The following is a 25,416-nucleotide window of genomic DNA, read 5'->3' as shown; positions in this document are numbered from 1 at the left end:
ATATTCTTGAGGTTATAATTCTTTTCATAGTTGAATTCTATTAGCCGCGCTATCTAACAATAGCTTACAAATGCAGTGGTTGCTAAATTATAAGTCAAAAAGATAAAACTTAATTTTAGGATCCGGCGAAAGTTATGGTAGATATGGGAGCACATTTTATATAATGACTTTTTAAAAGCTGAGCTGTGAAAAATGTAGAATTTAATTGTGCAGTTTTAAAGTGATTGATATGAAATCTTGGAAAGTGATGTAGTCCAAGATTTCAAATAGGGGTTTTCAATCTAAAATCATTCATTTATATATGATAAGATTACTGAAATATAGAATCGGGCTCCTGACCTTGCCTACCCATTAAACGTAGATTTTAATTATTATAAGGTCAGTCGTGCGCTTTCCATAAATAATAAAGGTGATAACTTTCAATCCACAGGATCTACTTAGGTTAGCAGAAGAATTTTCAGTAAAAAACCCGAAATAATACAATTCTGAAAGCAATTCACAACATAGTAAATAAAGTAGGCTAAGACGGCAGCCTGTGAATCCTGAATAAAAATAAAGAAAAACACCTAAAATGTGTTACCTCTGTGTTACCCAAACAAAAAAGCCGACTCTTTCAAGTCGGCTTATCCCTTTGTGCGGGCGGAGAGACTCGAACTCTCACACCGTAAGGCACTAGATCCTAAGTCTAGCGTGTCTACCAATTCCACCACGCCCGCATTTCAATATGTTTGCTTGTTGTAAGCGGATGCAAATATACATAAATGTTTCAATTCACAAATAGTCTGGAAATATTTTTTTTACCTTTATCTCAATCAAAATTTCAAAGAATGAAAGACATCAAATCTTACGTGGAAGAAAATAAAGAGCGATTCCTCAACGAACTCATTGATTTACTGAAAATTCCATCTATAAGCGCCGATTCCAACTACAAAAATTCCATGTTGCAAACCGCTGAAGCGCTAAAGAAAAATTTATTGGATGCAGGCTGTGATTCTGCCGAGATTTGTGAAACTCCGGGTCACCCTGTGGTTTATGGAGAACGCATTATAGATAAAAACCTGCCCACGGTTTTGGTTTACGGGCATTACGATGTGCAACCGCCAGATCCTTTAGACCTTTGGAACTCCCCTCCTTTTGAACCCGTGATCAAGGAAACCGAAATTCATCCAGATGGTGCAATTTTTGCTCGCGGGGCTTGCGATGATAAAGGGCAAATGTTTATGCACGTAAAAGCGCTGGAGTACATGACCAAAAACGACGAGCTGCCCTGCAATGTGAAATTTATGATTGAAGGTGAGGAAGAAGTAGGAAGTGAACATTTAGGATGGTTTATAGAAAACAACAAAGAAAAGCTGGCAAACGATGTAATTCTTATCTCTGATACCGGGATGATCGCCAAAGACACGCCATCTATCACCACCGGCCTGCGCGGACTCTCTTATATTGAAGTTGAAGTTACCGGGCCAAATCGTGACCTGCATTCAGGGCTTTATGGCGGTGCGGTGGCCAATCCTATCAATATTTTGAGTAAAATGATCGCTTCTTTAACCGATGAAAATAATCATATTACTATTCCCGGGTTTTACGATAAGGTTGAAGAATTAAGCAAAGAAGAACGGGCTAAAATGGCCGAAGCTCCTTATAGTGAAGAAGTTTACAAGAAAAAAATTGATATCAAAGATGTTCATGGAGAAGCCGGTTATTCTACTTTAGAAAGAGCTTCCATTCGCCCAACTTTAGATGTAAACGGAATCTGGGGTGGGTATATTGGTGAAGGTGCTAAAACGGTGCTTCCGGCAAAAGCCTTTGCTAAAATATCTATGCGATTGGTGCCCAACCAGGACTGGAAAGAAATAACCCAACTCTTTAAAAAACATTTTGAAAGCATTGCTCCAGATGCGGTTAAAGTTGAAGTGAAACCTCATCACGGCGGCCAGGCCTATGTGACTCCAATAGATAATATTGGCTACCAGGCAGCGAGTAAAGCTTATGAAGCCTCTTTTGGAAAAACCCCAATCCCGCAGCGAAGCGGTGGTAGTATTCCTATTGTGACTTTGTTTGAAAAAGAACTTAAAAGCAAGATCATTTTAATGGGCTTTGGTTTTGATACCGATGCCATCCACTCCCCTAACGAACATTTTGGGATCTGGAATTACTTAAAAGGCATAGAAACTATTCCGTGGTTTTATAAATATTTTACTGAAATGAAGCAGGAGTAAATTGTAATGAGATTCACTTTTTTAGGTAATGAAAATCTTATAGCTGCTTTTGTCCAAAAATGACGTCATTCTGAATTTATTTCAGAATCCAGGTTCTTGATAAAACATGTTAGATACTGAAACGAGTTCAGAATGACGTATTTTTTGGTTCAATCTCATTTTACAACGCCGCTTTTCTGCATAAAAATGAAAATATTGGAAAATAAGTTTTAGTATATTTACAGGGATTGCCTAAAAATTCGATTTATTCTATGGAAAAGAAAATTCTTATTCCTACCAATTTCACCAAGCACGCCTGGAATACCCTGGTTTATGCTTTGAGTCTTTACAAAAATATTCCCTGTACTTTTTATATTCTTAACGCTTATGAAGTTCCTGTAAGAATTTCATTGAAGAGGAATCATAGCGCAGAACTGGAATCGGCCAAGGCTGAATCTGAAAATGGACTGCAGAAAATTCTTCAGGGTTTAAACTTCAGAAAAGAAAATCAGAAGCATAAATTTGAAACTATTTCCCGTAATAAAGATCTTGTTGAGGCCATCCAGGAAACTATAGATGCGCATAATATAGACTTGATTTTAATGGTTTCCCGCGGTGAAAATGTATCGATAAACGCGGCCTTTGAAAATGAAATTTCTGAAGTGACCGAAAAGGTAGAAGACTGTCCTTTTTTAATTCTTCCGGAAAAAATGCAGGAATTACCGGCTTCTAATAGAGAAATAGTTTTTCCTACCAATTATAAATTCCCGTTTAAAAATAAAGAGGTAGCGGCGCTCATAGATATGGCCGAAAATTTAAACGCCAGCATTAGAATCTTGTATATTGATAGCGATGGCAGAACGCTAAGTAAAGAGCAGGAACAAAACAAAGAAGCACTAAAAACTTATTTTTCTGATGTAGATTTCAGTTTTCATAAGCTCACACAAACTACTGAAACTACCGGGATTCATCTATTTATTGAAAGCAGGGACAGTAACTTCCTGGCACTTTATAAACGTAAACAGGGCTTTTTTAGCAAACTATTCTCGCAGCGATTTAAGGAGGAAATAGATTTTAACCCCAGGGTTCCCGTATTAATTTTAAAGGAATTGGAGTAAAAAATGATATTACCGACTTCTCTTTTCATCTGAAAAAATATTGCTGAATTTTTCCGCGTGAAATTCATAAACCCTTATAAAACTTATGTTTTTTGTGGCTTAAGAAATAATGCAGTATTAAAAAGGCAGGTAGTGTTCTTTAAAATTTCCTCTTTGCATCATTTCACAAAGAATTAAGTTTCCTTAAACACAGATTTTCAGCAATACTTCCTAATTTGAGTTGCAAACCACAACCAACCAAAAAAGATGAGTTATCTGCTAATTCCTTTAGGGATATTTATTCTTGTAATTGCTCTCATAGACATTTTTAAAACTATTCTATATATAAATGGTGGCGGAAGGTTGTCTTCCTATACCTCAAGAAAAATCTGGTGGCTATATTTTAAAATTGCCCGTGGCAAGGGTAACGCGCCTGTACTTAATTTTGCGGGCGGAACAATTTTAATGGGCCTTGTAGCTATGTGGATTTTCTTAATTTGGGTGGGTTACAGCTTAATTTACCTTTCAGACCCCAACTCGGTTGTAGAAAGTAGTACCGGTGAAAATGCTAATATTATCGGGAATATTTATTACGTTGGGTACACCCTCACTTCTTTAGGAAACGGCGATCTTAGGGCGGGATCTGACTTTTGGCGGATTGTTTCAAACATTATGGGGATGAATAGTATGATCTTTATAAGTTTGGGGATCTCCTATTTACTGCCCGTACTCCAGGCGGTTGTAGATAAAAGAACACTTGCCGTTTATATCTATCAGCTGGGAAGATCTCCAAAAGAAATTATCAATAAAGGTTTTAACGGAAAAGATTTTTCGCCACTATATTCCCGATTACAGAATTTGGAAACTATGCTTTTAAAACACGGGGAGCATCACCTTGCCTATCCTATTCTGCATTATTTTCATACCAACAAACGATCGCATAATATAAGATTGAATCTCGCTATTTTAGATGAAGCTTTAAATATACAGGAGGCTTATTGGATATCTCGGATCGATTTGTGCCAGTGATTTCGGTCGGTTAGTGCCAGGCATTTCGGTTCAAATTGTGCCACTTTTGGTTTTAAGTTAAGCCTATATCGGTTCGTTTTGTGCCACTTTGAAAGATCAAGTAAATAATACCTTGTCGCTTAAAAACAAGCGATATGGCCAATACACTTGATCCAATGGACTTAAAACAAATTATTTCCTTACATCTCGATGGATTTAGCAACCGTAAAATAGGTGCCACCCTTGGGATCTCTCGCAATACGGTAAATACTTATATGCGGCTGTTCAAGGCCAGCGGTTCTTCTCTTAAGGAATTATTGGCCCTTGATAATGCTGGCTTAGAAAAGCTTTTTCCTACGCACACTACTATTGATAACCCTCGCTATGAGGAACTAATGTTATATTTTGAGGGGGTCAACAAGGCCCGGAATCATCCAGGATTTACTTTTTTATACCATTATCAGGAATATGTAGCGCAGGCTAAAGATCCTTATGGTTATACCCAGTTTATGGAACACTACCGGCGCAAATATGCCAAGGTTAAAGGTTCGATGAAACTTGAACACGATCCTGGGAATGAAGTCTTTATTGATTATGCCGGCAAAAAGCTCCAAATTATTGATAGAGAAACCGGGGAACTGATCCCGGTAGAAGTATTTGTAGCCATCCTTCCCAACAGCCAGTATACTTACGTGGAAGCCTGTAAAAGCCAGAAACGTGAGGACCTGATTACCTGTTGCTGTAATGCCCTGCACTTTTATGGAGGCGTTCCTAAAGCCATCGTCTCCGACAACTTAAAATCAGCGGTTACCCGTGCCAGCAGGTATGAGGCTGACATCAACAGGAGTTTTAAAGACTTCGCACGGCATTACGACTGTGTGATCAATCCTGCCCGGGGCTATGCCCCACAGGATAAAGCTTTGGTGGAGAATGCCGTAAACCTTGCCTACCAGCGGATCTATTATCCCCTTCGGGAGATGAGCTTCTTCTCTTTGGAAGATCTTAACCGGGAGATAAAACGCTTGTTGGAGCGGTACAATGACCTGTTGTTCTCTCGCAAAGAAGCCAGTCGCAGGGAACTCTTCCAATCCGTGGAACGGGAATACCTAAAGCCCCTGCCAGAGACAGTCTATGAACTGAAAGGGTACCGAAGGGCAAAGGTTCAGAAAATAGGCTATGTATACTTCTCCCCGGATAAAAGCTATTACAGCGCACCCTATCGTTACATAGGAAAAGAAACCACCATCCATTATACCAGTTCCGTGGTTGAAGTATATTATTATCATCAGCGGATCGCCCTGCACCAGCGCAACCCATCAAAAGGCAGTTATAATACCAACAAAGATCATTTAAGCAGTACACATAAATACTATAGCGATTGGAGCCCTGAATTTTTTAAAAAGAAAGCGGCCATACATGGCAAGCACGTGCTGGGCTGTATCGAGCAAATAATCACCGCAGTGGACTATCCGGAAATAGGATACAAACGAGCTATGGGGGTCATCCAGCTTCATAAATCCTATGGCTCCCAGCGATTGGATGATGCCTGTAAAAGAGCTTTGCAAGCAGACGCGGCTACTTACCTGCGCATTAAAAATATCCTGAAAAATAACCTGGACAAAAGCTCCTTGTTTTACCAGGACCTCGAAGAAGATAAACCGCACATCCCAGAACACGATAACTTGCGGGGTGCTTCTGCATATCAATAATAAACCCTTTAAATCCAATGAATATGAACAACAATCAGACTATTGAAAAACTAAAACAAATGCGCCTGGGGGCTATGGCCCAGTTGCACCTGCAGCACATAAAGGACAATCGTATAGAGAACATCACTGCTGATGAATACCTGGCACTGCTGATCGATCACCAATGGGAAGACCGGCAGAACCGGAAGATAGAGCGGCTCTTAAAACAGGCCGGCTTTAAACAAGAGGCGAACCTGGCCGATGTGAATTACACCCAGCAACGCAACCTGGACAAGAACATGTTTACCCGTCTGGGGACACTGGATTTTATCACCAGAAAGGAGAATATTATCCTTACAGGGGCGTCCGGGGTTGGTAAAAGTTACTTGGCCCAAGCTTTAGGGCATCAGGGTTGTATGATGGAATACAAAACCATTTACACCAATACTGCCCGCCTTTTTAAGAAATTAAAACTGAGTAAAGTGGATGGCACTTATCTTAAGGAACTTGGGAAACTCATCAAAGCGGATGTACTGATCCTGGATGACTTTGGCCTGCAGAGTTTTGATAACCACGCCAGGGAAACCCTTATGGATATCATCGATGACCGGTATAACAAAGCTTCCACAATTATATCTTCACAAATACCCGTATCTGCCTGGTATGATATTATTGGGGAAGGAACTATAGCAGACGCTATTTTGGACAGGATCGTTAACTCCTCACATCGGATCGACCTTAAAGGAGAATCTCTAAGAAAAGGAGCTTTAAAGAACGAGTAAGATTAATTTTTTATATAATTGCAGTATCTTTTAAAGTGGCACTGTTTGACCGAAACAGGTGGCACCATCACTCCGAAATAGCCACTTATCATTTAGATAAATCGGCTAATGCATTTACCTGGCGTGTTTTACGGGGAGCTATGGATAATCTTGCGGTGAGACTTCACGAAAGTTATACATCGCTGGCAGACGATCCGCCTGACTTTGATTATTTTAATGATTTACCCGATGAATTAAAGTCGAATTTTGACGAAGATCCCGGAATCCCCAAAAATGAAGATTTCAACAAACGCCGGGGTAAATTACTGGGCTATATTAAAAAAGACGGCTGGGATTGGGAAGATGTGCTGGCAGAAAAGTAACGAGGTTTGTTTATTAATATACATCAGATTTTTGGTGCGTCAGTTCGATTTTTTGAGGCGGTAGCATTAAAAAATCATATCGAGAACTTACTTCAAGCTTCTCACAAAAAATCACCCCAATCCCGGTATTTTAAGCTGAAAAGTTTCCTTAGCTTTTGCTAGGATCATACTTTGGGTAATCAAGGCCATTATTGCTGTAATAGTATAAAGCTTAGAAAAACTTTTTTAATTCTGAAACCCTATAAAACACCAATGGCAGCTAAGCCTACTTTAAATCAGGTTGTATGGCAGCTTTTTCCTCGCTTCCTCCTGAATTTACTCTTTTAAAAGAAGCCATTAACAGCAAATAAAAGACAAGAGAGAGCATAATATGGAAGAAAAAATCCCCGAAATCTTCACCAAAGAAATCATTGATACTATGCCAGAGATCCAGCGGAATTACAAACATGATTATTTTAAAAATCAGGCTAATAACTACAGCGAATAAAGCCAGCCGAAGTCCATTAACAAAGGAGAGCGAAAGATAGCGTTTCAGGAAATCGCGGTTATCTCCATCTGAATTTACCTTAAATACCAAATAGGTTCCTACAATAGTAATCAATAACTCCAGGATAACATAAGAGATCTCCCAGCCATAATGTGAAAAGTCGGTTTCGGGTGCATTTGCGGCTAAGGTGATCAATACCAGGAAAACCAGTAAATACTGATAAGAAATTGCTTCGGTTATTTTATTCTGGATTAACAGTCTTTCCAGTTTCTTGAGGTTAAACCAAATCATAATTTATGGGCAAATTTTTGTTGTTACTAGTTGTGTGAGGATTTTAATCATTTTTTTCGAATCCCTATCTTATTAGAATCATCTTCGGAACTTAACCGGGATTTTCCACCGGCATTTCTTTCACGTTGTATTGAATGTCATTGATTTTCAATTTTAACCAAGTCCATGGGCCACTCTCCAATTCCCAACTTACTTCGCATTCAACAGGTATTCTTATTCCATTCATTTCTTCGGTTTTGGTGGCAGTTACAGTCCATGCGGTAGGTTCAGTATGATTTGCATCTTGATAACGCATCGCTACAAACTTTTTAAAATTCCCGTGTTCGTCAAAATGAAATTCTCCTGAACCTTTTGCTCCTTTATATTCCATAGTTGCCCTCGCAGAATACTCGTCTAAAGGCTCCCATTTTATATATTGACTTAAGGAAGCTGAAGGAAACCAAACAATTTCCGCCAAATATCGTTGCAAAGTCGCCTGGTCTACCTTTTCGTCATTTTTTGCATTTGCAACCGGAATAAGTGAAAGAAGTTTTATTGTCATTTCGCCTTTACCATCTTCAAATTTGTCTCTACCTACTACGCTCAATATGGAATTCATTTCAGTATTAATATTCCAATTGAAAGCCGGAGGTTGAATGGTAAAGTATTGTTCTGCCGTACCATTATTCCAAGCTATTTGTTCGGGTTTCATTTTGAGCTGTAGCTCCTGAACTAAATGAACATTTGAAATTGATGGTTTACCTATCATTCCGCTATTAGTCAACCATTTTTGAACGATTGCCGGTAAGTCCTGCAATCTCTTTTCGGTTACAATTTCCCCTGTTATAAGTTGCGAATTTTCAAATAGCGCTATTCTTTCTCTTTTGATTAGATTCTTAAAGTTGAAATCTGAATAGGCAACAATTGCCGCTAATAATATAATTAGGTTTGCGAGTGTCCCAAACTTTGCGTCAGACCAATAGTTGAAGATCAAAACCTGGGAAAAAATCACCGCTAAAAAACCGCTTAACCACCAATAATTAGAATGAATCAGAATTAAAATAACGGTAATAGCAAAAAGCAGAAATGTTAAGAACCAAAAAATTCCAAAAATTTTTGAAACTGGTTGTAAAATCGCATTAAATTCAGCTATGCGATATGCTTTGAAAAACCCAATCAAATGGATGATTCCGTGGAGTCCAATCAATATGATTAAAGCTATTCGCATTTCTTTTACTTGTGGTTAGCATTCTACGAAAGATGTGGGATTGGGGGCGCGTACCTGCCGCCCTAAGCATTTTCTTTCCTGGTTTCTAAAATTACACGAGGGTGTAATCTCAAGTCTGTCTAGACTTTGAAAATTAAATTAAAATTTTTAGACTAGATTATGACACAAGAAGAGATTAAGGAATTAAAGGAAAAAGCATTAAAACAATTTTTATCAGGAGAATCCCTAACCGGCAAAAACGGCGCTTTTGCTCCAATGCTTAGGGAGTTTATGGAAGAGGCCCTGGAAGCAGAAATGTCTTCGCACCTTTCCGATGAAGAAAAAGGCTCAAAAGCAGGTAATAAGCGTAATGGCAAAGGCAAAAAGACCCTAAAGAGCAGCCAAGGGGACGTCACCATTAACACGCCCCAGGATCGTAACAGTACCTTTGAGCCGGAGATCGTAGCGAAACGCCAGCGTATCCTGGCCGATAATTTAGAAAAGCAGATTATAGGCATGTACGGGATGGGCAATAGCCTGCGGGATATCTCAGCTCATATAGAGGAAATGTATGATTCCAAGATATCCACACACGTTCTAAGTGATATTACGGACCGGGTGATTCCCAAGGTTAAGGAATGGCAGGATCGCCCCTTGGAGCCGGTATATTGCATCCTATGGCTCGACGCGATGCACTTCAAGGTACGCGAAGAAGGCAAAGTAAAGCACAAGGCCTTGTATAATATTTTAGGAATAAATAAAGCTGGAAGAAAGGAAGTGCTGGGTATGTATATCTCGGAAAGTGAAGGGGCCAATTTTTGGCTTCAGGTGCTGACCCAATTAAACAACCGTGGCTTAAAAGATATTCTGATTGCCTGTACGGATAATCTTACGGGCTTTAGTGAAGCCATTCATTCTGTTTATCCCAAGACTGATATTCAGCTATGTATTGTCCACCAGATCCGCAATAGTATGAAGTATGTGGCCAGTAAGGATCAAAAAGATTTTATGAAAGACCTTAAACTGGTGTACAAGGCTGACACCAAAGACCAGGCTGAATCGGCTTTACTGGATCTGGAAGAAAAATGGGGCAAAAGATATCCCATAGTGATCCGTTCCTGGAATGATAACTGGGACCGATTGAGTGCTTATTTTGAATATACCGCACCCATTAGAAAACTCATATACACCACAAATGCCGTAGAGGCTTTTCACCGGCAGGTAAGAAAAGTAACCAAGACCAAAGGCGCTTTTACCAATGATATGGCACTATTGAAGCTGGTTTACCTAGCTACCAGAAGAATTGAAAAGAAATGGAACGCCCCACTGCAGAACTGGGGTTTGGTAGTTCAACAATTAGCTATTAAATTTGAAGGTCGGCTAGAGTTGGACTTAGCCACCAATGAAACGAAAAACTAAAATTTTCTTCTCCCGGGGGTACCCCCGGGAGAAGAAGCAGACAGAGTTGAGCTAACACTCCCAATTACACTTTTACGGTAATCTCCGTTATTTATGATGAATGGTTGTTATGTACAGTATCTATCGAAAATCATTTTTAGAGTAGATCATCTTCTTCTTCCTGCTCACCCTCATTGTCATCTTTTTCAACTTTTTCCTCTAAATCTAATAATTCATAATCTTCCAATTCTTCAAAAACGCTTATCATTTCTGAGTTGAGTTGATTCAAATATTCACTACATATATTATTATATAAATCGTCCTTGTCATCTTCAAGTTCAAATTCAAATAACCCTTTCTTTAATTCTATAATTAATTTGTTGAAAGCTGTTTTGATGTTATTAGGATTATCTTCAGTAACTACAATTTCTAAATTTTCATCTAATTCTAATAATAGAATAGTTTTATCATCACTTCTTGTGATTTTAGCTTTTTTAGTTTCCATATATTTTTCCTCTTTCTCCAAAAGCGGCTTTTCCACCTTCTAATGTTTTCATACTAATTTCTTTCCAGTCTTCTTCAGGTCTTGAATCATAAATACAAGTGAGTGAATTAGAAAATGGGTTTCCAGTCATTGTAAAATATTCATTTTTATCGTGTAGTCTATAGATAGAGTTATAGGGTAAAGTTCTAACAGCGATATTCGCATCGTGAGTTGCAATTATAACTTTTTTACCTAATAAAGCTCTATCTTTTAATAGCGGGACTATCTCATCGTTTATGTAATCATTTCCTAAGCTTTTTTCGGGTTCGTCAATTAGATAAATTTCTTTATTCTCTTTAAGTTCTTTGTAAAGCAAGATCATAGATGATTCGCCATTTGATGGACTATAAAATTCATCATTTATGGTGAAATGTTTATAAAATAATAGCAAATCACTTAGAGATGTTATATTCTCAATATTCTCAGTGTCATTCAGTCCTGATATTTTTTCAAATAGATTGTTTAAATAAATGTGTTTTCCGATTGATTTAATTTTTTTTGAAAATTCTTTCAACGGTGATTTATTATGTTTTTGAACTGATGAAAATTTACTATCTGTGATATCTCCATTTTGAACAACTAGGTTAGTTTTACAAAGTAATTCACCTTTTTCCCCTAGACTTCCAACATTTTCGATTATTGGCTCAATCTCTGTATTTATATTTGACAGAATTTTTTGTGTTATATACTCTATTTTGAGCCGGTTACTTGCATAATTTGCAAATCCCGTCTTAGTTGGTTTTGGAGGCTGATTTGTCTTTTTTGAAATTTCGTTTATAAACGTTTCAATTAACTGATTTAATAATCTTACACTTTTTGATTCTATGAATCTTTCCTCGTTTTTTTGATTAAGTTGGTTTAAGATTTTGTCCATTAAAACTTCTAGATCACTCAATAAATCTTTATCAATATAACCCTCTAGTTCATCCGTTGATTTTATATAAACTTGAAAAGATTTAAATTCTTCAAATATTAAATTTACTTCTTCTAATTTTCTATTTGGTTGTTTTTCATCTTTCTGAGCAATGTTCTTTACTTTCAACTTCTTTGAAATCTTATTGGTTTGATCAACTGAGAAATGAAGTAGGTATTTATTAATACTAGTAACTTGCTCCTCAGTTACCTCTTTGAGAAACTTAATTTCATCTTTACAATCGTCAATATCGAAATCTGTAACATTATAATTTATGGAATTACCTTTTAAGTCATATAAATAATCTAAATGTAAGTCATTAGATTTATAGACCTTTGTCTTATAACCCTTAGCATTATAATATCTAGAAAGAGCTTCCAGAATATCAGTTTTTCCAGTTCCCTTTGATCCGAAGAGAATATTAATATCATTATAAATATCTATTCTGATTATTTCTGCAGCATTGTTGAATGGAGCAATTTCGATATTTTCTTTTTTCTTTTTATTTAATAAGGTATTTATTGTTGCTTCATCTTTTTCTAATAATAAGCAGAACTGTTCAAAACTTTCAACCGGTAATCTTAATTCTGGAAGTGATTTTGAAATCGTTCTGTATTGCGCCCAATCTTGTACATCAGAACCATATATCGAATTATGTCCGTGACTAATATATATTCCTGCAGAAATGGAATTTGTAGCTTCCTTCAATATCCTTTTGGAATTCTCAACTAGGTTTATTAGAATATCTAATTCTTCATCTCCTAAATTTGGTCTTTTTACAAAGTAATGAGCGATATAAATACAGTCTAAATGATCAAATTTTTCTACTGTTTCCTTTAATGAAATGGTAAAAGTATCTGGATTTTTACCTTCTAGAATTTCTTGTACAGCTGTACTAAATTCCTGGTAGTTTATTGGATTACAAATGACTATTAAATGTGCTCTTTTCTCATTTTCCCATATGTCAAGTTCAATACCGGGCCAAATAATACAATTGTCGGCAACCCCATCCCTAAATTCTTCATACTGTGCCAAATCGAAATGATTATGGTTAGTAATTGCAAGAATTTTGACATCTGTATCTTTTATTATTTCAACAAATTCCTCAGTTTCAATATTTCTTGTAGGAGCATCGCCAGATTTAATTTTGCGAGTGTGAACGTGAATATCTAGTTTCATTTAAGATTGATTATTTCTGATATTGTGCATGACTCATTATATATAATCTATTTCCTATTCCATTTACAGCAATTCTACCCGGATAATCCCTACCGTGGATCGCGCAGAAATTTGCATTTTAAAACTTCCGGAATAAGTAAGCTTATTCCAAAAAAATTCAGAAATATAAGTTATTGATTAACTAAACAACCTGTAGGGATGGCTGTTTTGGTAGATTATTTAATAAAATCTACCGCTGTTAAATTTTTAACAATATAAGAAGAAGATTAAATTTTTGTAGGAATTACGGGGAAAATATTTCAATCCCAATAAAGTCTATAGCAGAACTTAGATCCCGAAATAAATTCGGGATGACGACTTCAAAAAACTGAAACAGCCATATCAGGTCGAGTTCATTTCATGTTAGAAGCTAAAACAAGTTCAGTTTGACGAACCAACATCCTTGTCAGGTCGAGCGCAGTCGAGACCTCTTTTACGCTTCAGAAGTCATTTTTTATCTATAAAAAAGAAAAAACACATATTCAGTAAGGAATATTTCCATTATTTAGTATTTTTTCCTTTTAAACTTACGGAAATAATTATAATTTGGTCGCATGAAAGATGTGAAATTTGCTATAACCGATATTGAAACTACAGGCGGCGGGATTAAGGGAAATAAAATTACCGAAATTTGCGTGCTGGTGGTACAAAACGGAAAAGTTATAGACGAGTATAGCTCCCTGGTAAATCCCGGGACCGAGATACCGCTATACATTGAAACGCTTACCAACATCAATGATCACATGGTGGCCGATGCGCCAAAATTTTCAGAAATAGCTTCTGAAATTGATAAAATTACCAAAGATTGCATTTTTGTAGCCCATAATGTGAATTTCGATTACAATATTATTAAAGCAGAATTTAATAATCTGGATCTCCCATTTCAAAGAAAACGCCTGTGTACAGTAAGACTGGCCAGGAAACTTATTCCGGGACTTTTTTCCTATAGCCTGGGAAATATTTGTACGTCTATTAATATTCCGCATACCGACAGGCACAGGGCTCGCGGCGATTGTGAAGCAACGCTTACGCTTTTTAACCGATGCCAGGTCTTAGATCCCGACTATGAAGTTTTTAAAGCTTTGTTGAATCAAAGAACGGCGGCCTCTTATCTTCCGCCCAATTTTAAAAATTCAGATTTAGAAGAATTACCCGCTGCAACCGGAGTCTATTTCTTTAAGGATAAAGACGGAATCCCGCTTTATATAGGCAAGGCCAAAAATATTAAGAGCAGGATAAAATCTCACTTTCAGGAAAAATCTAACCGGAAATATAAGTTGATGCAGGCTACTTACAGCATAGACTACGAACTTACCGGCAGTGAATTACTGGCACTCTTGCGGGAATCGGCGTTAATCTTAAAATACTTTCCTGAATTCAACAAGGCTCAGAAAAAGCTGAGCAGGCCATATACCCTCACCTCCTATCATAATCAAAAAGGGATTGAGCAGTTCGTGATTCATAAAAACAAAGTTTCGCCGGTAAGTTGGATGAAATTTTACACCCGCGAGGAAGCTATAAAATTCCTGGAATATATTTGCCAGGAATTTCAATTATGCCCCAGGTATTGTGGTTTGCAAACCGGTGTTTCGCACTGCAGCCATTACAAAATAACCAGCTGTAGCGGGATGTGTAAAGGAGAAATTGATAAAATGGAATACAACCGGCGGGTTTCTAAAGCTGTAGATTATATAAATAAATATGAAGACTCCTGCCTGCTGGTAGAAAAAGGAAGAACTAAAGCTGAAAAATCTTTTATCTATCTGAAAAAAGGTCGCTATGCCGGCTATGGTTTTGTAGAGAATTCAGATGATTTTAATGGCCCCGAACAGTTTGAAGATTACCTGGTTCCGCAAACAAATTCCAGTTATGCCGATAGGATTGTGAACCGGTATTTAAATACAAAAACAAATATTACCCGCTTAAACCTGGATACCGGGGAAGAGGTTGAAGAACGCGAGACAGAAGCATGGTTTGGATAAAACCTGGGCTAATTATTTAGATAGTTCATTTTTTTCAAGCATAAAGAACCTTTGGCTTTAAGGCGTATCGGAAGCGTTTAGCGAGGTAGTTTGATTGAATTTCAAGTCAATTTTAAAGGATTTTAAGTGAAATTTTAGGCTTATGACCAGACTCATAAAATAGCAGGTAGACAAGGCAGATATTTGTATAGAAATATTGTTCAACTTAAAGCTATTACTATGAATACCGAAACTGTTAAAACCGTAGCCGATTATGTTACCGAAAATATTAAAAACGCACACCTGTTTAAAAAATACGGAATCGATTTTTGTTGCGGTGGCGGAATTAGTTTAGCCCAGGCTGCGGCAAAAGCTAATGTGAGCCTTGAGGTACTGGAGAAAGAATTAGAGGATACCACCTTAGTTCCCACTCCTGGGTACGATTATAAAACCTGGAAACTGGATTTCTTAACCGATCATATTATAAATGTACATCACCATTATGTTGAAGAGAATATTCCCTTACTTATTCAATATGCGGCACGTGTAGCCAAAGTGCACGGTCACGAGAGACCTGAACTTATAAAAATTCAGCAGTTATTTACCGAAGTTGCCCAGGAATTAAGCGCCCATTTAAAGAAAGAAGAACTTATCCTGTTTCCATTTATCAAGAAACTGGTAAGAGCGAAGGAAGAAGGAACAACGGTGCCACAACCGCAATTTGGAAAAATTGATAATCCTATTAAAATGATGGAAACCGAGCACGATGATGCCGGGGCTATTTTTAAAGAAATTTCAGAATTAAGCGATAATTATAATTACCCTGACTGGGCCTGTAATACTTACAGGGCATTCTACGCAAAACTGGAAGAATTTGAAACCGATTTGCACCACCATGTACATTTAGAAAATAACATACTTTTCCCCAAGGCCATTGAGCTTGAACGCAGTTTAAACGGTTAAAGGTAGTTTCACTTTAGGATTCCCCCCAATACCTATGTGAAATTTAGTTTTTTATTTTAGAATGTTTTTAATTGTGTTGAAGAAACCCCGTAACAGCAATGTTTCGGGGTTAATCTTTGCTAATAATTGCACCATATATTGCCAAAAATCGTCATTGCGATCCCGATTTTTATTGGGAGAAGCAATCTGTAGATTTTAGTCAAACCGGGAGAGATTACTTCACTTTGTTCGTACTGGCGTTCATAGTTCAATTTCTAAGCTAACTTCTTATCTTTTTAGTATCTTTCGGCCTATGCTACGTGTAGATTTAAAAGCTCATCACAAAATCGCCATCGCCTATTTTCTCCTGGCCGCTTTGCTGGGAATTTTTCTGAGATTATTTTACGTAACTCCCGTTCCCGGGAATTATAAATATATTCTTCACGCGCATTCCCACATTGCTTTATTGGGTTGGGTGTATCTCGCTTTAACCGGAATTATTTATAGGTTGTTTTTTCATAAAACCGAACTTTCTAAAAAGTACCTCTATATTTTCCTGGCTACAAATATTAGTTTATTAGGAATGTTGTTTAGTTTTCCGTTTCAGGGTTATGCAGTAATTTCCATTATTTTTTCAACGCTTTTTCTTTTTTGCTCCTATTTCTATACAGCTTTTGTATTGCGTAACATTTCAAAAAAGCATAGCAAAACTCATAGTTGTAAACTTATAAAAGCAGCGCTTTGGTATATGGTATTTTCCAGCATAGGTCCCTGGGCCCTGGGAGCCATTATGAGCACACTGGGCAATACCTCAATTTGGTATAAACTCTCTGTGTATTTTTATTTGCATTTTCAATATAATGCTTGGTTTTTAGTGGGCCTGCTGGGAATTTTATTTTACCTCTTTCAAAAATTAAACATAGATTTCGGCGCAAAAAAATTTAAGCATTTTTTTCTGCTGCTAAATTCAGGGGTTATTTTAAGTTTTTTCCTTTCTACGTATTGGACAAATCCTCCGTTAGTTTTTTACTTACTGGGCGGACTCGGGGTAATGCTACTTTTAATGGCTTTCTACCAACTTTTCGCATTTATACTGCGGAATAAAAATCTTCTAAAATCGGGATTAAGCTCATTTAATTATCGAATTTTAATGATTTCAGGAATATTGCTAATCGGTAAAATTTTAATGCAAAGCCTTAGCGCCATACCATTTTTCGCCGATTTGGCTTTTAATAATCTTGATTTTGTAATTGGCTATTTGCACTGGGTATTCCTGGGGTTTGTTTCCCTGGCTTTATTCGCTTTTCTAAACTGGTTAAACTTACTACATATCCCAAAAAAGGCTTTTTACGTTTACCTCAGCGGATTTATAATTTCAGAAGCACTAATTTTCTACAAAGGCCTGGTGCTTTGGTTAGGACTGCCATTTTTTGGTGATTACTTTCTGTTACTGGTTTTAGTAAGTGCCCTAATACCTATTGCCGTGGGATGGATTTTGGGAGTGAATTTATTGAAGAGATAATAAAGAATTGCTAAGCTTTATCATTTTAATCTATGTTTGGTCTTCTCGTTTTTTATAAGTTTGTTTTGATTAAATATAAAATATGGTTGCGGAAAATATTTTACTGGAATTTGGAGCTTCAAGAGAAACCTACCATAAAGGTGACCAGCTTTTTAGAGAAGGAGAAATTGCGCTTAATTTTTTTCAGATTATTTCCGGGGAGATCAAGATGAATAATTATAATGCCGACGGAAAGGAGTTTATACAGGGAATGTTTACTGACGGGCAAACTTTTGGCGAACCACCCTTGCTCGCCGATGTAAAATATCCCGCCAATGCTGAAGCTATAAAAACTTCTGAAGTTTTAAAACTGCCAAAATTGAATTTCCTGGAACTGCTTACACAACATCCCGAAACCCACCTAAAACTAACCCGCACGCTGGCCGAAAGGCTTTTCTACAAAGCGATTATGGTTTCTGAAATTTCGAGTCAGGATCCCGAACATAGAATTATTAGGATCCTGGATTATTTAAAGCGCTATGTACATCAAATTGAAGGACAGTTTAAATTTAAAGTAAACCTTACCCGCCAACAGATCGCCGATTTAACCGGGCTTCGAGTAGAAACCGTAATCAGGGCTATGAAAGGCCTGGAAAAGAAAGGCGAATTAAAAATTAGAAGCGGAAAAGTTTATCGCTAATTCGGTTTAAAAATCTTTTTTTGAAGCCAGGCGTAGCATTCCCCAAACCGGCAAAATTACCCAGGCCAGCAGTACGCCAAAACTTATTATACTTCCTTTGGTTGTGCCGAAAAATGATTTAAAAACTGCCCCCGTATATCCCAGTAGTGCTGAAATATCCAACTTCAGCAATATTAATGTTCGGCTTAGATCTATAGGATTTAGCACACTTGCAGCCAACGCAAAATCTTCTAAAGGATATTCCTGAAAATACATTAAAAGCAAGAGGAATATTCCGTCGTATATAATCGCAAGGAATAACCACATTAAAATTGCCATCCCAAAACCTTTAATTTTATTTTCAAACCTAAGCGCAATTCCGAAGGAAAGAGCGGTAAAAATAAAGGTAAGAAAAGAACCTACTACCAATAAAGAAAGGAAATCCCAAATTGCTGAAGATTCAAATAACCCGTAAATTATAAATGGAATTCCCAGCCCTAAAACCAAACTTAGGGCGAGTGAAATAGCTACGCCTAAATATTGCCCTAAAAAAATATGTTTACGGGCTATGGGTTGCGCTAAAAGCAGTTCGGTAAACTCCCGTGAATTATAGAAATACATAATCCCAAAAATAGTCCCGATGAGTGGCACTAAAACAATAACAACATTCATTAAGGTTATGATCGCATTAGAAAGGTCGTTATTTAAAAATAATAACACCAAACCCAGTAACAGATAGAAGAAGAAATAAACAAAACTCCACCTACTTCTAAAAAGATCAAAAAAACTGTACTTTAGAATTTTAAACATAATTTTTAGGTTAAAATTTGGGCAATAGCGTGTTCAAGATCATCCTGGCCGGTTTGTGTTTTTAGCTCGGTAATGCTACCGTTAAAGTAGATCACTCCTTCTAAAAGAAATAAAATTCTGTCAGCCGTTTCTTCCACGAAATTCATAATATGAGAAGTAATAATAATTGTTTTTCCGGCTGCTTTTTCCTTTTGCAACAACTCTTTTAGTTTAATTAAAGAAGCCGGGTCCAGTCCTGAAGTAGGTTCATCTAAAATTACCAGCGGACTGTCGAACATAAAACACAGTACGATATTCACTTTTTGGCGAGTACCACCAGATAGTTTACTCAGCTTTTTATCAAGAAATCCGTCTATCCCGAAAAATGCAATTAATTCTTTATCCCGGGCCGGTTTTCCTCTTAAATCCTTAATCATCCCAATTAATTCTTTAACCGTAAGATTTCCGGGGAAATTGGCAATTTGCGGGAGGTAATCAATTTCTTTTCGGTAGTCACTTTGACGGCGAATTTCCCTGCCATTTACAGCGATTTCTCCTTTTTGCGGAATCACCATACCCAACAAACTTTTAATAAGCGTGGTTTTCCCTGAACCGTTTGGGCCAAGCACCGCAATTATTCCCGGGACATTGGTCTCCAGGTTTAGCCCGTTTAAAACTTGTTGCGTACCAAAACGCTTATGAAGATTCGTTACCGTTACCATTGTATTTTTCTAATATAAGGTTGTTCGTCCAGCACATTGGCCGGGGTAAAAATGGGAGAAACTTTTTCTGAAAATTCAATCAGGTCTATAAACAAACTCCTAAGCATTACAATGCTTTCTGGCGTTTTGTCTACTAAATAAGAAAACAAACTCACAGGCCTGTAAGGGATATCTCCAAAATTGTCTTTATCGAGATCGTAGCCGGAGTAATTGCTCCAGTAATTCCCGTTAAAAGTATTCTCGTTGCTATGGCCGGTATAAGTAAGATCAAAAGAATTGTATAAAAAATTATTCCGTTTAAAAACGTTACTGTAACAGCCACCTCTAATTTTCACCGCATAGCCATTACTCTTAAAATTATTTTCTATATAATCTATTCGGCTGGTATTATCGGCACTAATGCCTACGGTGTTTTCCTCAAAGGTGTTTTGTTTCAATTCAGAATCGGTTATATCTTTTAACAACAAGCCATAAGATGCACTTCCCCAGTTATTTTTAAAAGTATTCCGATACATTAAAATTTCTTTAGAATACATTACGGCTACTCCGGCGCCATTGTTTTCAAAGAGATTTCCGGAATAGGTATTGCCATCTGAGAACATAAAATGAAGCCCGTACCTTAAATTATTTCTACAAACATTGTTTATAATTTCGGTATCGTCTGTAAACTCCAGGTAAATTCCGTCGCGAACGCCTTCCAGGTGATTATCTTCAATATGCATTTCTGAAGTTTTCCAAAGATGAATAGCATTTCCGGAATGAGCCTGGCTTTTAGCTTTGCCAGTTACGTTATTACCAATAATGCGCCCGTTGTTAGAGCGTTCAATTAAAATTCCGAAGAAAATATTATCGAAACGGTTGTTCTTAATTTCAAAATTCGTGGAATTACTGATTAAAATTGCAGAAAAATCGCTGGTATGGCTTCGGCCGATATTGATGATCTTAAAACCTTCAATTTTAAATGCTTCACCGCTAACACTAATTGCTGTACCTTGCATTTCAGCATCAATCACAGGAAAACCTTCTCCAATTATAGTTAAAGATTTATCTTTTAAAACAATATCATTTTCTTTATAAATTCCTGGTTTCACCCTAATCGTATCACCGGTTTTGGCTACTTCAATAGCCTTTTTTATCGAACTGATTTCGCAAGTTTTACAAACGGTAATTTCTGCGGCATAAAAGCTGAAACTAATAAAAGAAAGGAATATGAAGAGCACCGCTTTCATTATAAATTACTTAAAATTGTTTTTCAATTCTTCCCAATCCTGAAGTTCTTCGCTCTCACGACTTTCCTTTTTAACAGCCGCCAGGTTTGCACCCATAGGACTTCTTAAACTATCATTTTGTATGAAGCCGGCTTCAGAAACCGATAGCATATTACCGGGTTTATCGTAATTAGAAACTAAAAGAAAAGAGGTTTGGTAGCCTCTCTGATGCATATCGTTTACCAGACATTCTATAGCGTCGTATTTATACTGTTTACCCTTATCGGTCACCAATTGGGCCGAATAAGCCTGCTCTACAATAGTCATTTGGCAAAAATGGCAATTGTCTTCACCATACTTGATGGGTTCAGGTTCAAAACTACAGCCCGAAAAAACAAATACTATAGCTAATATGTAAAATGAGAATTTCATTATTTAATTGTTTTTAAAGCTTTTTTGCGTATCCACCAGGCCACCAAAGTTAGGGACATGCCGGCAAACATTAGGTAAGCGCCGGTTCTTGGATAAGAATGAGCGGTAAAGTTTAGAATTTTTTGAGTACCGAATAATGGTGGTTTATAGTTGATGGGATTGCCTTCTGAATCGGTTAATTTTATAATGGCTTTAGGATCTAAATCGGTACCATAATCTAACAACCAGTTGTTAAAATCGTACATTCCCAGTAATCCAAGTACAAGCATTAAAATAAACCAACCTAAAAACCAGGAAGGGTGAATTTTTCTAAAAAAACCTAAAACCCCTAATAGCACTCCAAGTACAGCCATTCCCGCAATTACTACCGGGAAAACCTGAAATTCCCACATTTCTGCTGGTGTTGGAATTTTCTTCATCCCTATATAATGATTTACCCCATCTATATTCTGAATATCAAACTCTTCTTCACCTTCTATCCCGCTAATAAAAATATCCATTCCCATAGGATCGGGATATTGGGGCGCGCCAAGTTGAATATTCCATAATGGGAAATAAAACAGGCCTAACAAGAGTAGCGAGCCGAGAATCATTAAAATTGCAGATCGTTTCATAAGCTTATATTTTGTAAATCAAGATTTGGAGATTTATGTAATTCAGTGTATTTAAGCTTTAAAAAATAAAGGAGGGCGCAAACAAAATGGCCGCCACCCTCCTTTAACATCTAAAAACAACCTTTAATTAATTACTTGTATATTCGTCGTCTAAGCCCCATTTCATTGGGGTATTAGCACCTTCAGCAGAAACTCTTATGTAACCCTGCATCTCCTGGTGAAGCGCAGAACAGAAATCGGTACAATAGAATGGCCATACACCGGGTTTCTTAGGCTCCCAGGTAATGGTTTTTGTTTGTCCGGGCATAATTAAGAGCTCTGAAGTATTGGCTCCAATAACTGCGAAGCCGTGTGGTACATCAAAATCCTGCTCTAAATTGGTTACGTGGAAATATACTTTATCTCCCACGTGAATACCTTCAAGGTTATCTGGAGCAAAGTGGCTTCTTACCGTCGTCATATAAACGTGTACTTCATTACCTTCACGAACCATCTTGGTTTCACCCTCGTTAAGAGCAGCATACTTGTGATTATTTTCATCTAAACGATAAATCTTTTTAGAACTCTCTTTGATTTTATCGGCTTTAATAGCAGCAGCATAGTGTGGCTCCCCGTGCGTTGGGAAATCGAGTAACAATTCCATTTTATCCCCTGAAATATCAAACAACTGGGCAGAGTGCTCTAACTCGGGACCGGTAGGTAAATATCTGTCTTTGGTGATTTTGTTTAATGAAATCATATATTTTCCATCTGGTTTTCTTGAATTTCCTCCGGAAATCATTAAGTGACCTACAGAGTAGTAACTTGGTTGCCTGTCTAAAACTTCCCAGGTGCCTACTTTCCATTTTACAACTTCAGAAGAGATAAAGAATGTGGTATAAGCATTTCCTTTATCATCAAATTCGGTATGCAATGGGCCTAACCCTGCTCCCTTAACGGTTCCGGCTAAGGTAGACTCAAAATTAAGTACTGGAATTCCGTAAGCATCACCATCAAATTCTTCATTTTCAATAGCAGCAAGCATTTTACTGAATGAATGCACCGTAAGGTCGCTGGAAAGCTTCCCGTTTCCTATAATATATTCTCCTGAAGGATCTACATCACAACCGTGAGGAGATTTTGGAGTTGGCATAAAAAATACCGCGCCCGGTACATCACGAGGATCTACTCTAAGCACTTCATTTTTGGTGGTAGAAATAGTAGTTTGAGTATCGTGATCAAATATATTATGTACATATTCGGCATCCATGGTCTCCCCGCCTCCATTTTCTACATATTCACTAATTTTTTGCCAGTTCACTGCAGCGATAAAATCCTTATCATTTTGCGAAGCATTTACTTCCTGCATAGTATGTGACTCTTCGGTATTATAAGTGGTAAAGAAGAACCAGCCGTGAGATTCGCCGCGACCAGGGTGAGAAAGATCATAATTAAAACCGGGCATATCTATTTGAAAATCAATTTCCATATGGCCGTCATCGCCTACTGCGATAAAAGTTAAGGGCCCTCTAAAATTTCCTTTCATTTCATCTATAGGCATGTCTTTTTGAGGATAAGGCACTGAAAATCTTGTACCGGCCACCACATATTCGGTGTTTTCGGTAACATAAGAAGAAGAGTGGTTACCCGCACTATGTGGGATTTCAATAATCTCTTCGGTTTCGAATGTTTCCAGGCTTATTCTGGCAATTCTGGGGGTGTTATTTTCGTTGATAAAAATCCACCTACCGTCAATTTCCCCATTAGTTTGAGAAATATCGGGGTGGTGAGAATCTCCCCAGGGCACCATCCCAAAAGAGGTTTTTAGCATATCTTTGGTTTCTTCAGAATAACCGTACCCATTGGTAGGAAACTGAGAAAATACAGGAATTTCTTTTAGCATTCTTCCCGATGGAAGCCCATAAACAGTTAGGTTTCCACTGTAACCTCCAGAAAGGAAAGCATAGTATTCGTCGTGTTCCCCAGGGCTTACATAAACTTTTTCTGCGGCACTGGAAGCCATCGCACCCGATTTCTCTCCTTCATCATTTTGGTTACAGGAAGTAAAGATTGCGGCAAGTGCAAAAACGGCAATAAAATTTGTTATTGTTTTCATATGGTTAGGTATTAATTCAATTGTGGTTCAAAACTAAGAGGTAGATAATCAAGCTTCTATGAGCATTATCAGTTTTCGGCATCATACTGTCTAAAATATTCTACAATATCTCTCGCCTGGTCTTCTTCAAGTCCCTGATTGGCCATAATTGCCATATTAGACTCTACCATTAATCTCTTGGCGATAGGATCTTTTTTAATCATTTCTTCGGGATTAAGAATCATATTCATAATCCATTCTGGTGAGCGTCTTTCGGTTACACCTTCTATAGCAGGACCCACAAATTTTTTATCCATTTTGTGGCAGGCAGAGCACATATTTTTGAAGATACTGGCTCCATTGGCTGCCATATCGGAATCAATGCTTTCTGGTAAATCCAAAGATTTTATTGGTCCAATTCCTTTATTAGACAAATCGTCTCCAGAATCTCCAGCAGCTTTTGGGGTTTCAGTTTCTTTTTCCTGGGATTGTGAAGAGTAATCATCTAAGCGAAGGTTTTCTTTTTCGTCTTTTTCAGAATTGCCGCAAGCCATAAAAGACAATATAAGAGCTAAAGCCAATCCTGTTTTTACAATTAATTTCATAGTGATAGATTTTGATTTCGATGGTAAAATTACCCGACATGTCTATCTTATTTTATGACCCCAATCATAAGGAAGTGGATTAACTGAAACAGAACTGGTTAAACTACTGTAAATAGGATATTTACATCAAATATATGGAGTGAAGATTTACAGTGATTTTGAATAAAAAATTTCTGTAATTTAAAATCAATCTAATTCTGAGTAGTAGAGGTTACTATTCATTTTTAAAAATAAAAAAGGGGACGATTAAAACCGCCCCCACATTAGTCAACCAAACACAGTCAAATTTAAAAACTAGTTGAAACTAACTTTTAAGAATTTAAATATTAAAACTTTAAGCTGTCGGAAATCTTTAAAATGTTTTCGAAGTGTAGTTTTAAAAACAAGGTGATCTTTTAAGTAAAAGTTTTCACACTGCACATCGTCACATTCCTTTAATCCTTCCAGTTTATTTTTGTAATCAAAGAAAGTGCTTAAATGAAACTCATTAGCTTTGTTTAATAGCTCAAGTTGCTTCTTTAAGTAAGAGGCATCTTCTTTATTTATCTCTACGCTTACAGTTTCTTTTAAGCCTGATCCTAAAATATTGCTGAAGAAATTAATTTCCTCACTAATATAGATAAGGTGCTCCTCCCAGTCTTCTGATTCAGATTGGATACTTAAAATTTGTATTTCCTCATCATTATAATGTTCCTGAAATTTTTCCATCATCTTCCC

General features: G+C 37.2%; 23 protein-coding genes and 1 tRNA gene. 11 read left to right on the top strand and 13 right to left on the bottom strand.

Annotated features, from left to right (window positions below; genetic code table 11):
* Window positions 1-634 precede the first annotated feature (634 nt).
* Window positions 635-716: transfer RNA gene (locus B5488_RS16035), tRNA-Leu, on the bottom strand.
* A gap of 111 nt (window positions 717-827) precedes the next feature.
* Here B5488_RS16035 and B5488_RS16030 point away from each other — a divergent pair.
* The 6 genes from B5488_RS16030 to B5488_RS16005 all read left to right on the top strand — a co-directional run bounded on the left by B5488_RS16030 (window position 828) and on the right by B5488_RS16005 (window position 7,135).
* The gene (locus B5488_RS16030; RefSeq protein ID WP_079736651.1) at window positions 828-2,219 is read left to right on the top strand and encodes a dipeptidase; all 1,392 of its coding nucleotides are present in this window, start codon (window positions 828-830) and stop codon (window positions 2,217-2,219) included.
* Window positions 2,220-2,470: 251 nt separating this feature from the next.
* Window positions 2,471-3,316, top strand: a complete 846-nt coding sequence (locus tag B5488_RS16025; RefSeq protein ID WP_079736174.1) for a universal stress protein — start codon at window positions 2,471-2,473, stop codon at window positions 3,314-3,316.
* Window positions 3,317-3,562: 246 nt separating this feature from the next.
* A complete protein-coding gene (locus tag B5488_RS16020) occupies window positions 3,563-4,324 on the top strand; it encodes an ion channel (RefSeq protein ID WP_079736173.1) in 762 nt (253 codons plus the stop codon).
* Between the two features lie 134 nt (window positions 4,325-4,458).
* Window positions 4,459-6,012 carry an IS21 family transposase gene (gene istA / locus B5488_RS16015; protein ID WP_079734151.1) on the top strand — a complete coding sequence of 518 codons (1,554 nt, stop codon included), beginning with the start codon at window positions 4,459-4,461 and terminating at the stop codon, window positions 6,010-6,012.
* Window positions 6,013-6,035: 23 nt separating this feature from the next.
* Window positions 6,036-6,773, top strand: coding sequence for an IS21-like element helper ATPase IstB (gene istB / locus B5488_RS16010; RefSeq protein ID WP_079734150.1), 738 nt, complete (start codon window positions 6,036-6,038; stop codon window positions 6,771-6,773).
* A gap of 35 nt (window positions 6,774-6,808) precedes the next feature.
* The gene (locus B5488_RS16005; RefSeq protein WP_079736172.1) at window positions 6,809-7,135 is read left to right on the top strand and encodes a hypothetical protein; all 327 of its coding nucleotides are present in this window, start codon (window positions 6,809-6,811) and stop codon (window positions 7,133-7,135) included.
* Between the two features lie 265 nt (window positions 7,136-7,400).
* Here B5488_RS16005 and B5488_RS16000 read toward each other — a convergent pair whose 3' ends face one another.
* On the bottom strand, window positions 7,401-7,913 hold the full coding sequence (locus tag B5488_RS16000) for a hypothetical protein (protein WP_079736171.1): 513 nt from the start codon (window positions 7,911-7,913) through the stop codon (window positions 7,401-7,403).
* Window positions 7,914-8,004: 91 nt separating this feature from the next.
* Complete coding sequence (locus tag B5488_RS15995) at window positions 8,005-9,120, bottom strand: DUF6920 family protein (protein ID WP_079736170.1); 1,116 nt, start codon at window positions 9,118-9,120, stop codon at window positions 8,005-8,007.
* A gap of 159 nt (window positions 9,121-9,279) precedes the next feature.
* Between B5488_RS15995 and B5488_RS15990 the strand changes: the two genes are divergently transcribed.
* The gene (locus B5488_RS15990; protein WP_079733433.1) at window positions 9,280-10,518 is read left to right on the top strand and encodes an IS256 family transposase; all 1,239 of its coding nucleotides are present in this window, start codon (window positions 9,280-9,282) and stop codon (window positions 10,516-10,518) included.
* A gap of 136 nt (window positions 10,519-10,654) precedes the next feature.
* Here B5488_RS15990 and B5488_RS15985 read toward each other — a convergent pair whose 3' ends face one another.
* Together B5488_RS15985 and B5488_RS15980 are read right to left on the bottom strand one after the other, a co-directional pair.
* On the bottom strand, window positions 10,655-11,038 hold the full coding sequence (locus B5488_RS15985; protein WP_146128783.1) for a hypothetical protein: 384 nt from the start codon (window positions 11,036-11,038) through the stop codon (window positions 10,655-10,657).
* Window positions 10,992-13,133: a hypothetical protein gene (locus B5488_RS15980; RefSeq protein WP_079736168.1), complete on the bottom strand. Its 2,142-nt coding sequence runs from the start codon at window positions 13,131-13,133 to the stop codon at window positions 10,992-10,994. The genes B5488_RS15985 and B5488_RS15980 overlap by 47 nt, the downstream gene beginning before the upstream one ends.
* A gap of 593 nt (window positions 13,134-13,726) precedes the next feature.
* Here B5488_RS15980 and B5488_RS15975 point away from each other — a divergent pair.
* The 4 genes from B5488_RS15975 to B5488_RS15960 all read left to right on the top strand — a co-directional run bounded on the left by B5488_RS15975 (window position 13,727) and on the right by B5488_RS15960 (window position 18,276).
* Window positions 13,727-15,154: an exonuclease domain-containing protein gene (locus tag B5488_RS15975; RefSeq protein WP_079736167.1), complete on the top strand. Its 1,428-nt coding sequence runs from the start codon at window positions 13,727-13,729 to the stop codon at window positions 15,152-15,154.
* Between the two features lie 219 nt (window positions 15,155-15,373).
* Window positions 15,374-16,096 (top strand): iron-sulfur cluster repair di-iron protein, encoded by a 723-nt coding sequence (gene ric, locus B5488_RS15970; RefSeq protein ID WP_079736166.1) that lies wholly within the window; start codon window positions 15,374-15,376, stop codon window positions 16,094-16,096.
* Window positions 16,097-16,388: 292 nt separating this feature from the next.
* The gene (locus B5488_RS15965) at window positions 16,389-17,597 is read left to right on the top strand and encodes a hypothetical protein (RefSeq protein ID WP_079736165.1); all 1,209 of its coding nucleotides are present in this window, start codon (window positions 16,389-16,391) and stop codon (window positions 17,595-17,597) included.
* A gap of 82 nt (window positions 17,598-17,679) precedes the next feature.
* The gene (locus tag B5488_RS15960; RefSeq protein ID WP_079736164.1) at window positions 17,680-18,276 is read left to right on the top strand and encodes a Crp/Fnr family transcriptional regulator; all 597 of its coding nucleotides are present in this window, start codon (window positions 17,680-17,682) and stop codon (window positions 18,274-18,276) included.
* A 6-nt stretch (window positions 18,277-18,282) separates the two neighbouring features.
* Here the strand turns inward: B5488_RS15960 and B5488_RS15955 are convergent, their stop codons facing one another.
* The 8 genes from B5488_RS15955 to B5488_RS15920 all read right to left on the bottom strand — a co-directional run bounded on the left by B5488_RS15955 (window position 18,283) and on the right by B5488_RS15920 (window position 25,410).
* Complete coding sequence (locus B5488_RS15955) at window positions 18,283-19,065, bottom strand: ABC transporter permease (RefSeq protein WP_079736163.1); 783 nt, start codon at window positions 19,063-19,065, stop codon at window positions 18,283-18,285.
* Window positions 19,066-19,070: 5 nt separating this feature from the next.
* Window positions 19,071-19,766: an ABC transporter ATP-binding protein gene (locus B5488_RS15950; protein ID WP_079736162.1), complete on the bottom strand. Its 696-nt coding sequence runs from the start codon at window positions 19,764-19,766 to the stop codon at window positions 19,071-19,073.
* On the bottom strand, window positions 19,760-20,995 hold the full coding sequence (locus tag B5488_RS15945) for a nitrous oxide reductase family maturation protein NosD (protein ID WP_079736161.1): 1,236 nt from the start codon (window positions 20,993-20,995) through the stop codon (window positions 19,760-19,762). The genes B5488_RS15950 and B5488_RS15945 overlap by 7 nt, the downstream gene beginning before the upstream one ends.
* 6 nt (window positions 20,996-21,001) lie before the next feature.
* Window positions 21,002-21,406, bottom strand: a complete 405-nt coding sequence (locus tag B5488_RS15940; protein WP_079736160.1) for a hypothetical protein — start codon at window positions 21,404-21,406, stop codon at window positions 21,002-21,004.
* The gene (locus B5488_RS15935; protein WP_079736159.1) at window positions 21,406-22,020 is read right to left on the bottom strand and encodes a hypothetical protein; all 615 of its coding nucleotides are present in this window, start codon (window positions 22,018-22,020) and stop codon (window positions 21,406-21,408) included. Before B5488_RS15935 ends, B5488_RS15940 begins: the two co-directional genes overlap by 1 nt.
* Before the next feature lie 127 nt (window positions 22,021-22,147).
* A complete protein-coding gene (gene nosZ / locus B5488_RS15930; RefSeq protein WP_079736158.1) occupies window positions 22,148-24,115 on the bottom strand; it encodes a Sec-dependent nitrous-oxide reductase in 1,968 nt (655 codons plus the stop codon).
* Window positions 24,116-24,183: 68 nt separating this feature from the next.
* Window positions 24,184-24,699, bottom strand: coding sequence for a c-type cytochrome (locus B5488_RS15925; protein WP_079736157.1), 516 nt, complete (start codon window positions 24,697-24,699; stop codon window positions 24,184-24,186).
* Window positions 24,700-24,993: 294 nt separating this feature from the next.
* Window positions 24,994-25,410 (bottom strand): hypothetical protein, encoded by a 417-nt coding sequence (locus B5488_RS15920; protein WP_079736156.1) that lies wholly within the window; start codon window positions 25,408-25,410, stop codon window positions 24,994-24,996.
* Window positions 25,411-25,416 lie beyond the last annotated feature (6 nt).

Origin of the sequence: Salegentibacter salegens (genome assembly GCF_900142975.1) — a bacterium.
GTDB lineage: Bacteria > Bacteroidota > Bacteroidia > Flavobacteriales > Flavobacteriaceae > Salegentibacter > Salegentibacter salegens.
The sequence above is the reverse complement of the archived record's forward strand: the minus strand, read 5'-3'. Positions and strand labels throughout refer to the sequence as shown.

Coding starts and splice junctions, on each gene's coding strand:
- B5488_RS16030 (WP_079736651.1), top strand. CDS start 828: ATGAAAGACATCAAATCTTACGTGGAAGAAAATAAAGAGCGATTCCTC.
- B5488_RS16025 (WP_079736174.1), top strand. CDS start 2,471: ATGGAAAAGAAAATTCTTATTCCTACCAATTTCACCAAGCACGCCTGG.
- B5488_RS16020 (WP_079736173.1), top strand. CDS start 3,563: ATGAGTTATCTGCTAATTCCTTTAGGGATATTTATTCTTGTAATTGCT.
- istA (WP_079734151.1), top strand. CDS start 4,459: ATGGCCAATACACTTGATCCAATGGACTTAAAACAAATTATTTCCTTA.
- istB (WP_079734150.1), top strand. CDS start 6,036: ATGAACAACAATCAGACTATTGAAAAACTAAAACAAATGCGCCTGGGG.
- B5488_RS16000 (WP_079736171.1), bottom strand. CDS start 7,913: ATGATTTGGTTTAACCTCAAGAAACTGGAAAGACTGTTAATCCAGAAT.
- B5488_RS15995 (WP_079736170.1), bottom strand. CDS start 9,120: ATGCGAATAGCTTTAATCATATTGATTGGACTCCACGGAATCATCCAT.
- B5488_RS15990 (WP_079733433.1), top strand. CDS start 9,280: ATGACACAAGAAGAGATTAAGGAATTAAAGGAAAAAGCATTAAAACAA.
- B5488_RS15980 (WP_079736168.1), bottom strand. CDS start 13,133: ATGAAACTAGATATTCACGTTCACACTCGCAAAATTAAATCTGGCGAT.
- B5488_RS15975 (WP_079736167.1), top strand. CDS start 13,727: ATGAAAGATGTGAAATTTGCTATAACCGATATTGAAACTACAGGCGGC.
- ric (WP_079736166.1), top strand. CDS start 15,374: ATGAATACCGAAACTGTTAAAACCGTAGCCGATTATGTTACCGAAAAT.
- B5488_RS15965 (WP_079736165.1), top strand. CDS start 16,389: ATGCTACGTGTAGATTTAAAAGCTCATCACAAAATCGCCATCGCCTAT.
- B5488_RS15960 (WP_079736164.1), top strand. CDS start 17,680: ATGGTTGCGGAAAATATTTTACTGGAATTTGGAGCTTCAAGAGAAACC.
- B5488_RS15955 (WP_079736163.1), bottom strand. CDS start 19,065: ATGTTTAAAATTCTAAAGTACAGTTTTTTTGATCTTTTTAGAAGTAGG.
- B5488_RS15950 (WP_079736162.1), bottom strand. CDS start 19,766: ATGGTAACGGTAACGAATCTTCATAAGCGTTTTGGTACGCAACAAGTT.
- B5488_RS15945 (WP_079736161.1), bottom strand. CDS start 20,995: ATGAAAGCGGTGCTCTTCATATTCCTTTCTTTTATTAGTTTCAGCTTT.
- B5488_RS15940 (WP_079736160.1), bottom strand. CDS start 21,406: ATGAAATTCTCATTTTACATATTAGCTATAGTATTTGTTTTTTCGGGC.
- B5488_RS15935 (WP_079736159.1), bottom strand. CDS start 22,020: ATGAAACGATCTGCAATTTTAATGATTCTCGGCTCGCTACTCTTGTTA.
- nosZ (WP_079736158.1), bottom strand. CDS start 24,115: ATGAAAACAATAACAAATTTTATTGCCGTTTTTGCACTTGCCGCAATC.
- B5488_RS15925 (WP_079736157.1), bottom strand. CDS start 24,699: ATGAAATTAATTGTAAAAACAGGATTGGCTTTAGCTCTTATATTGTCT.
- B5488_RS15920 (WP_079736156.1), bottom strand. CDS start 25,410: ATGATGGAAAAATTTCAGGAACATTATAATGATGAGGAAATACAAATT.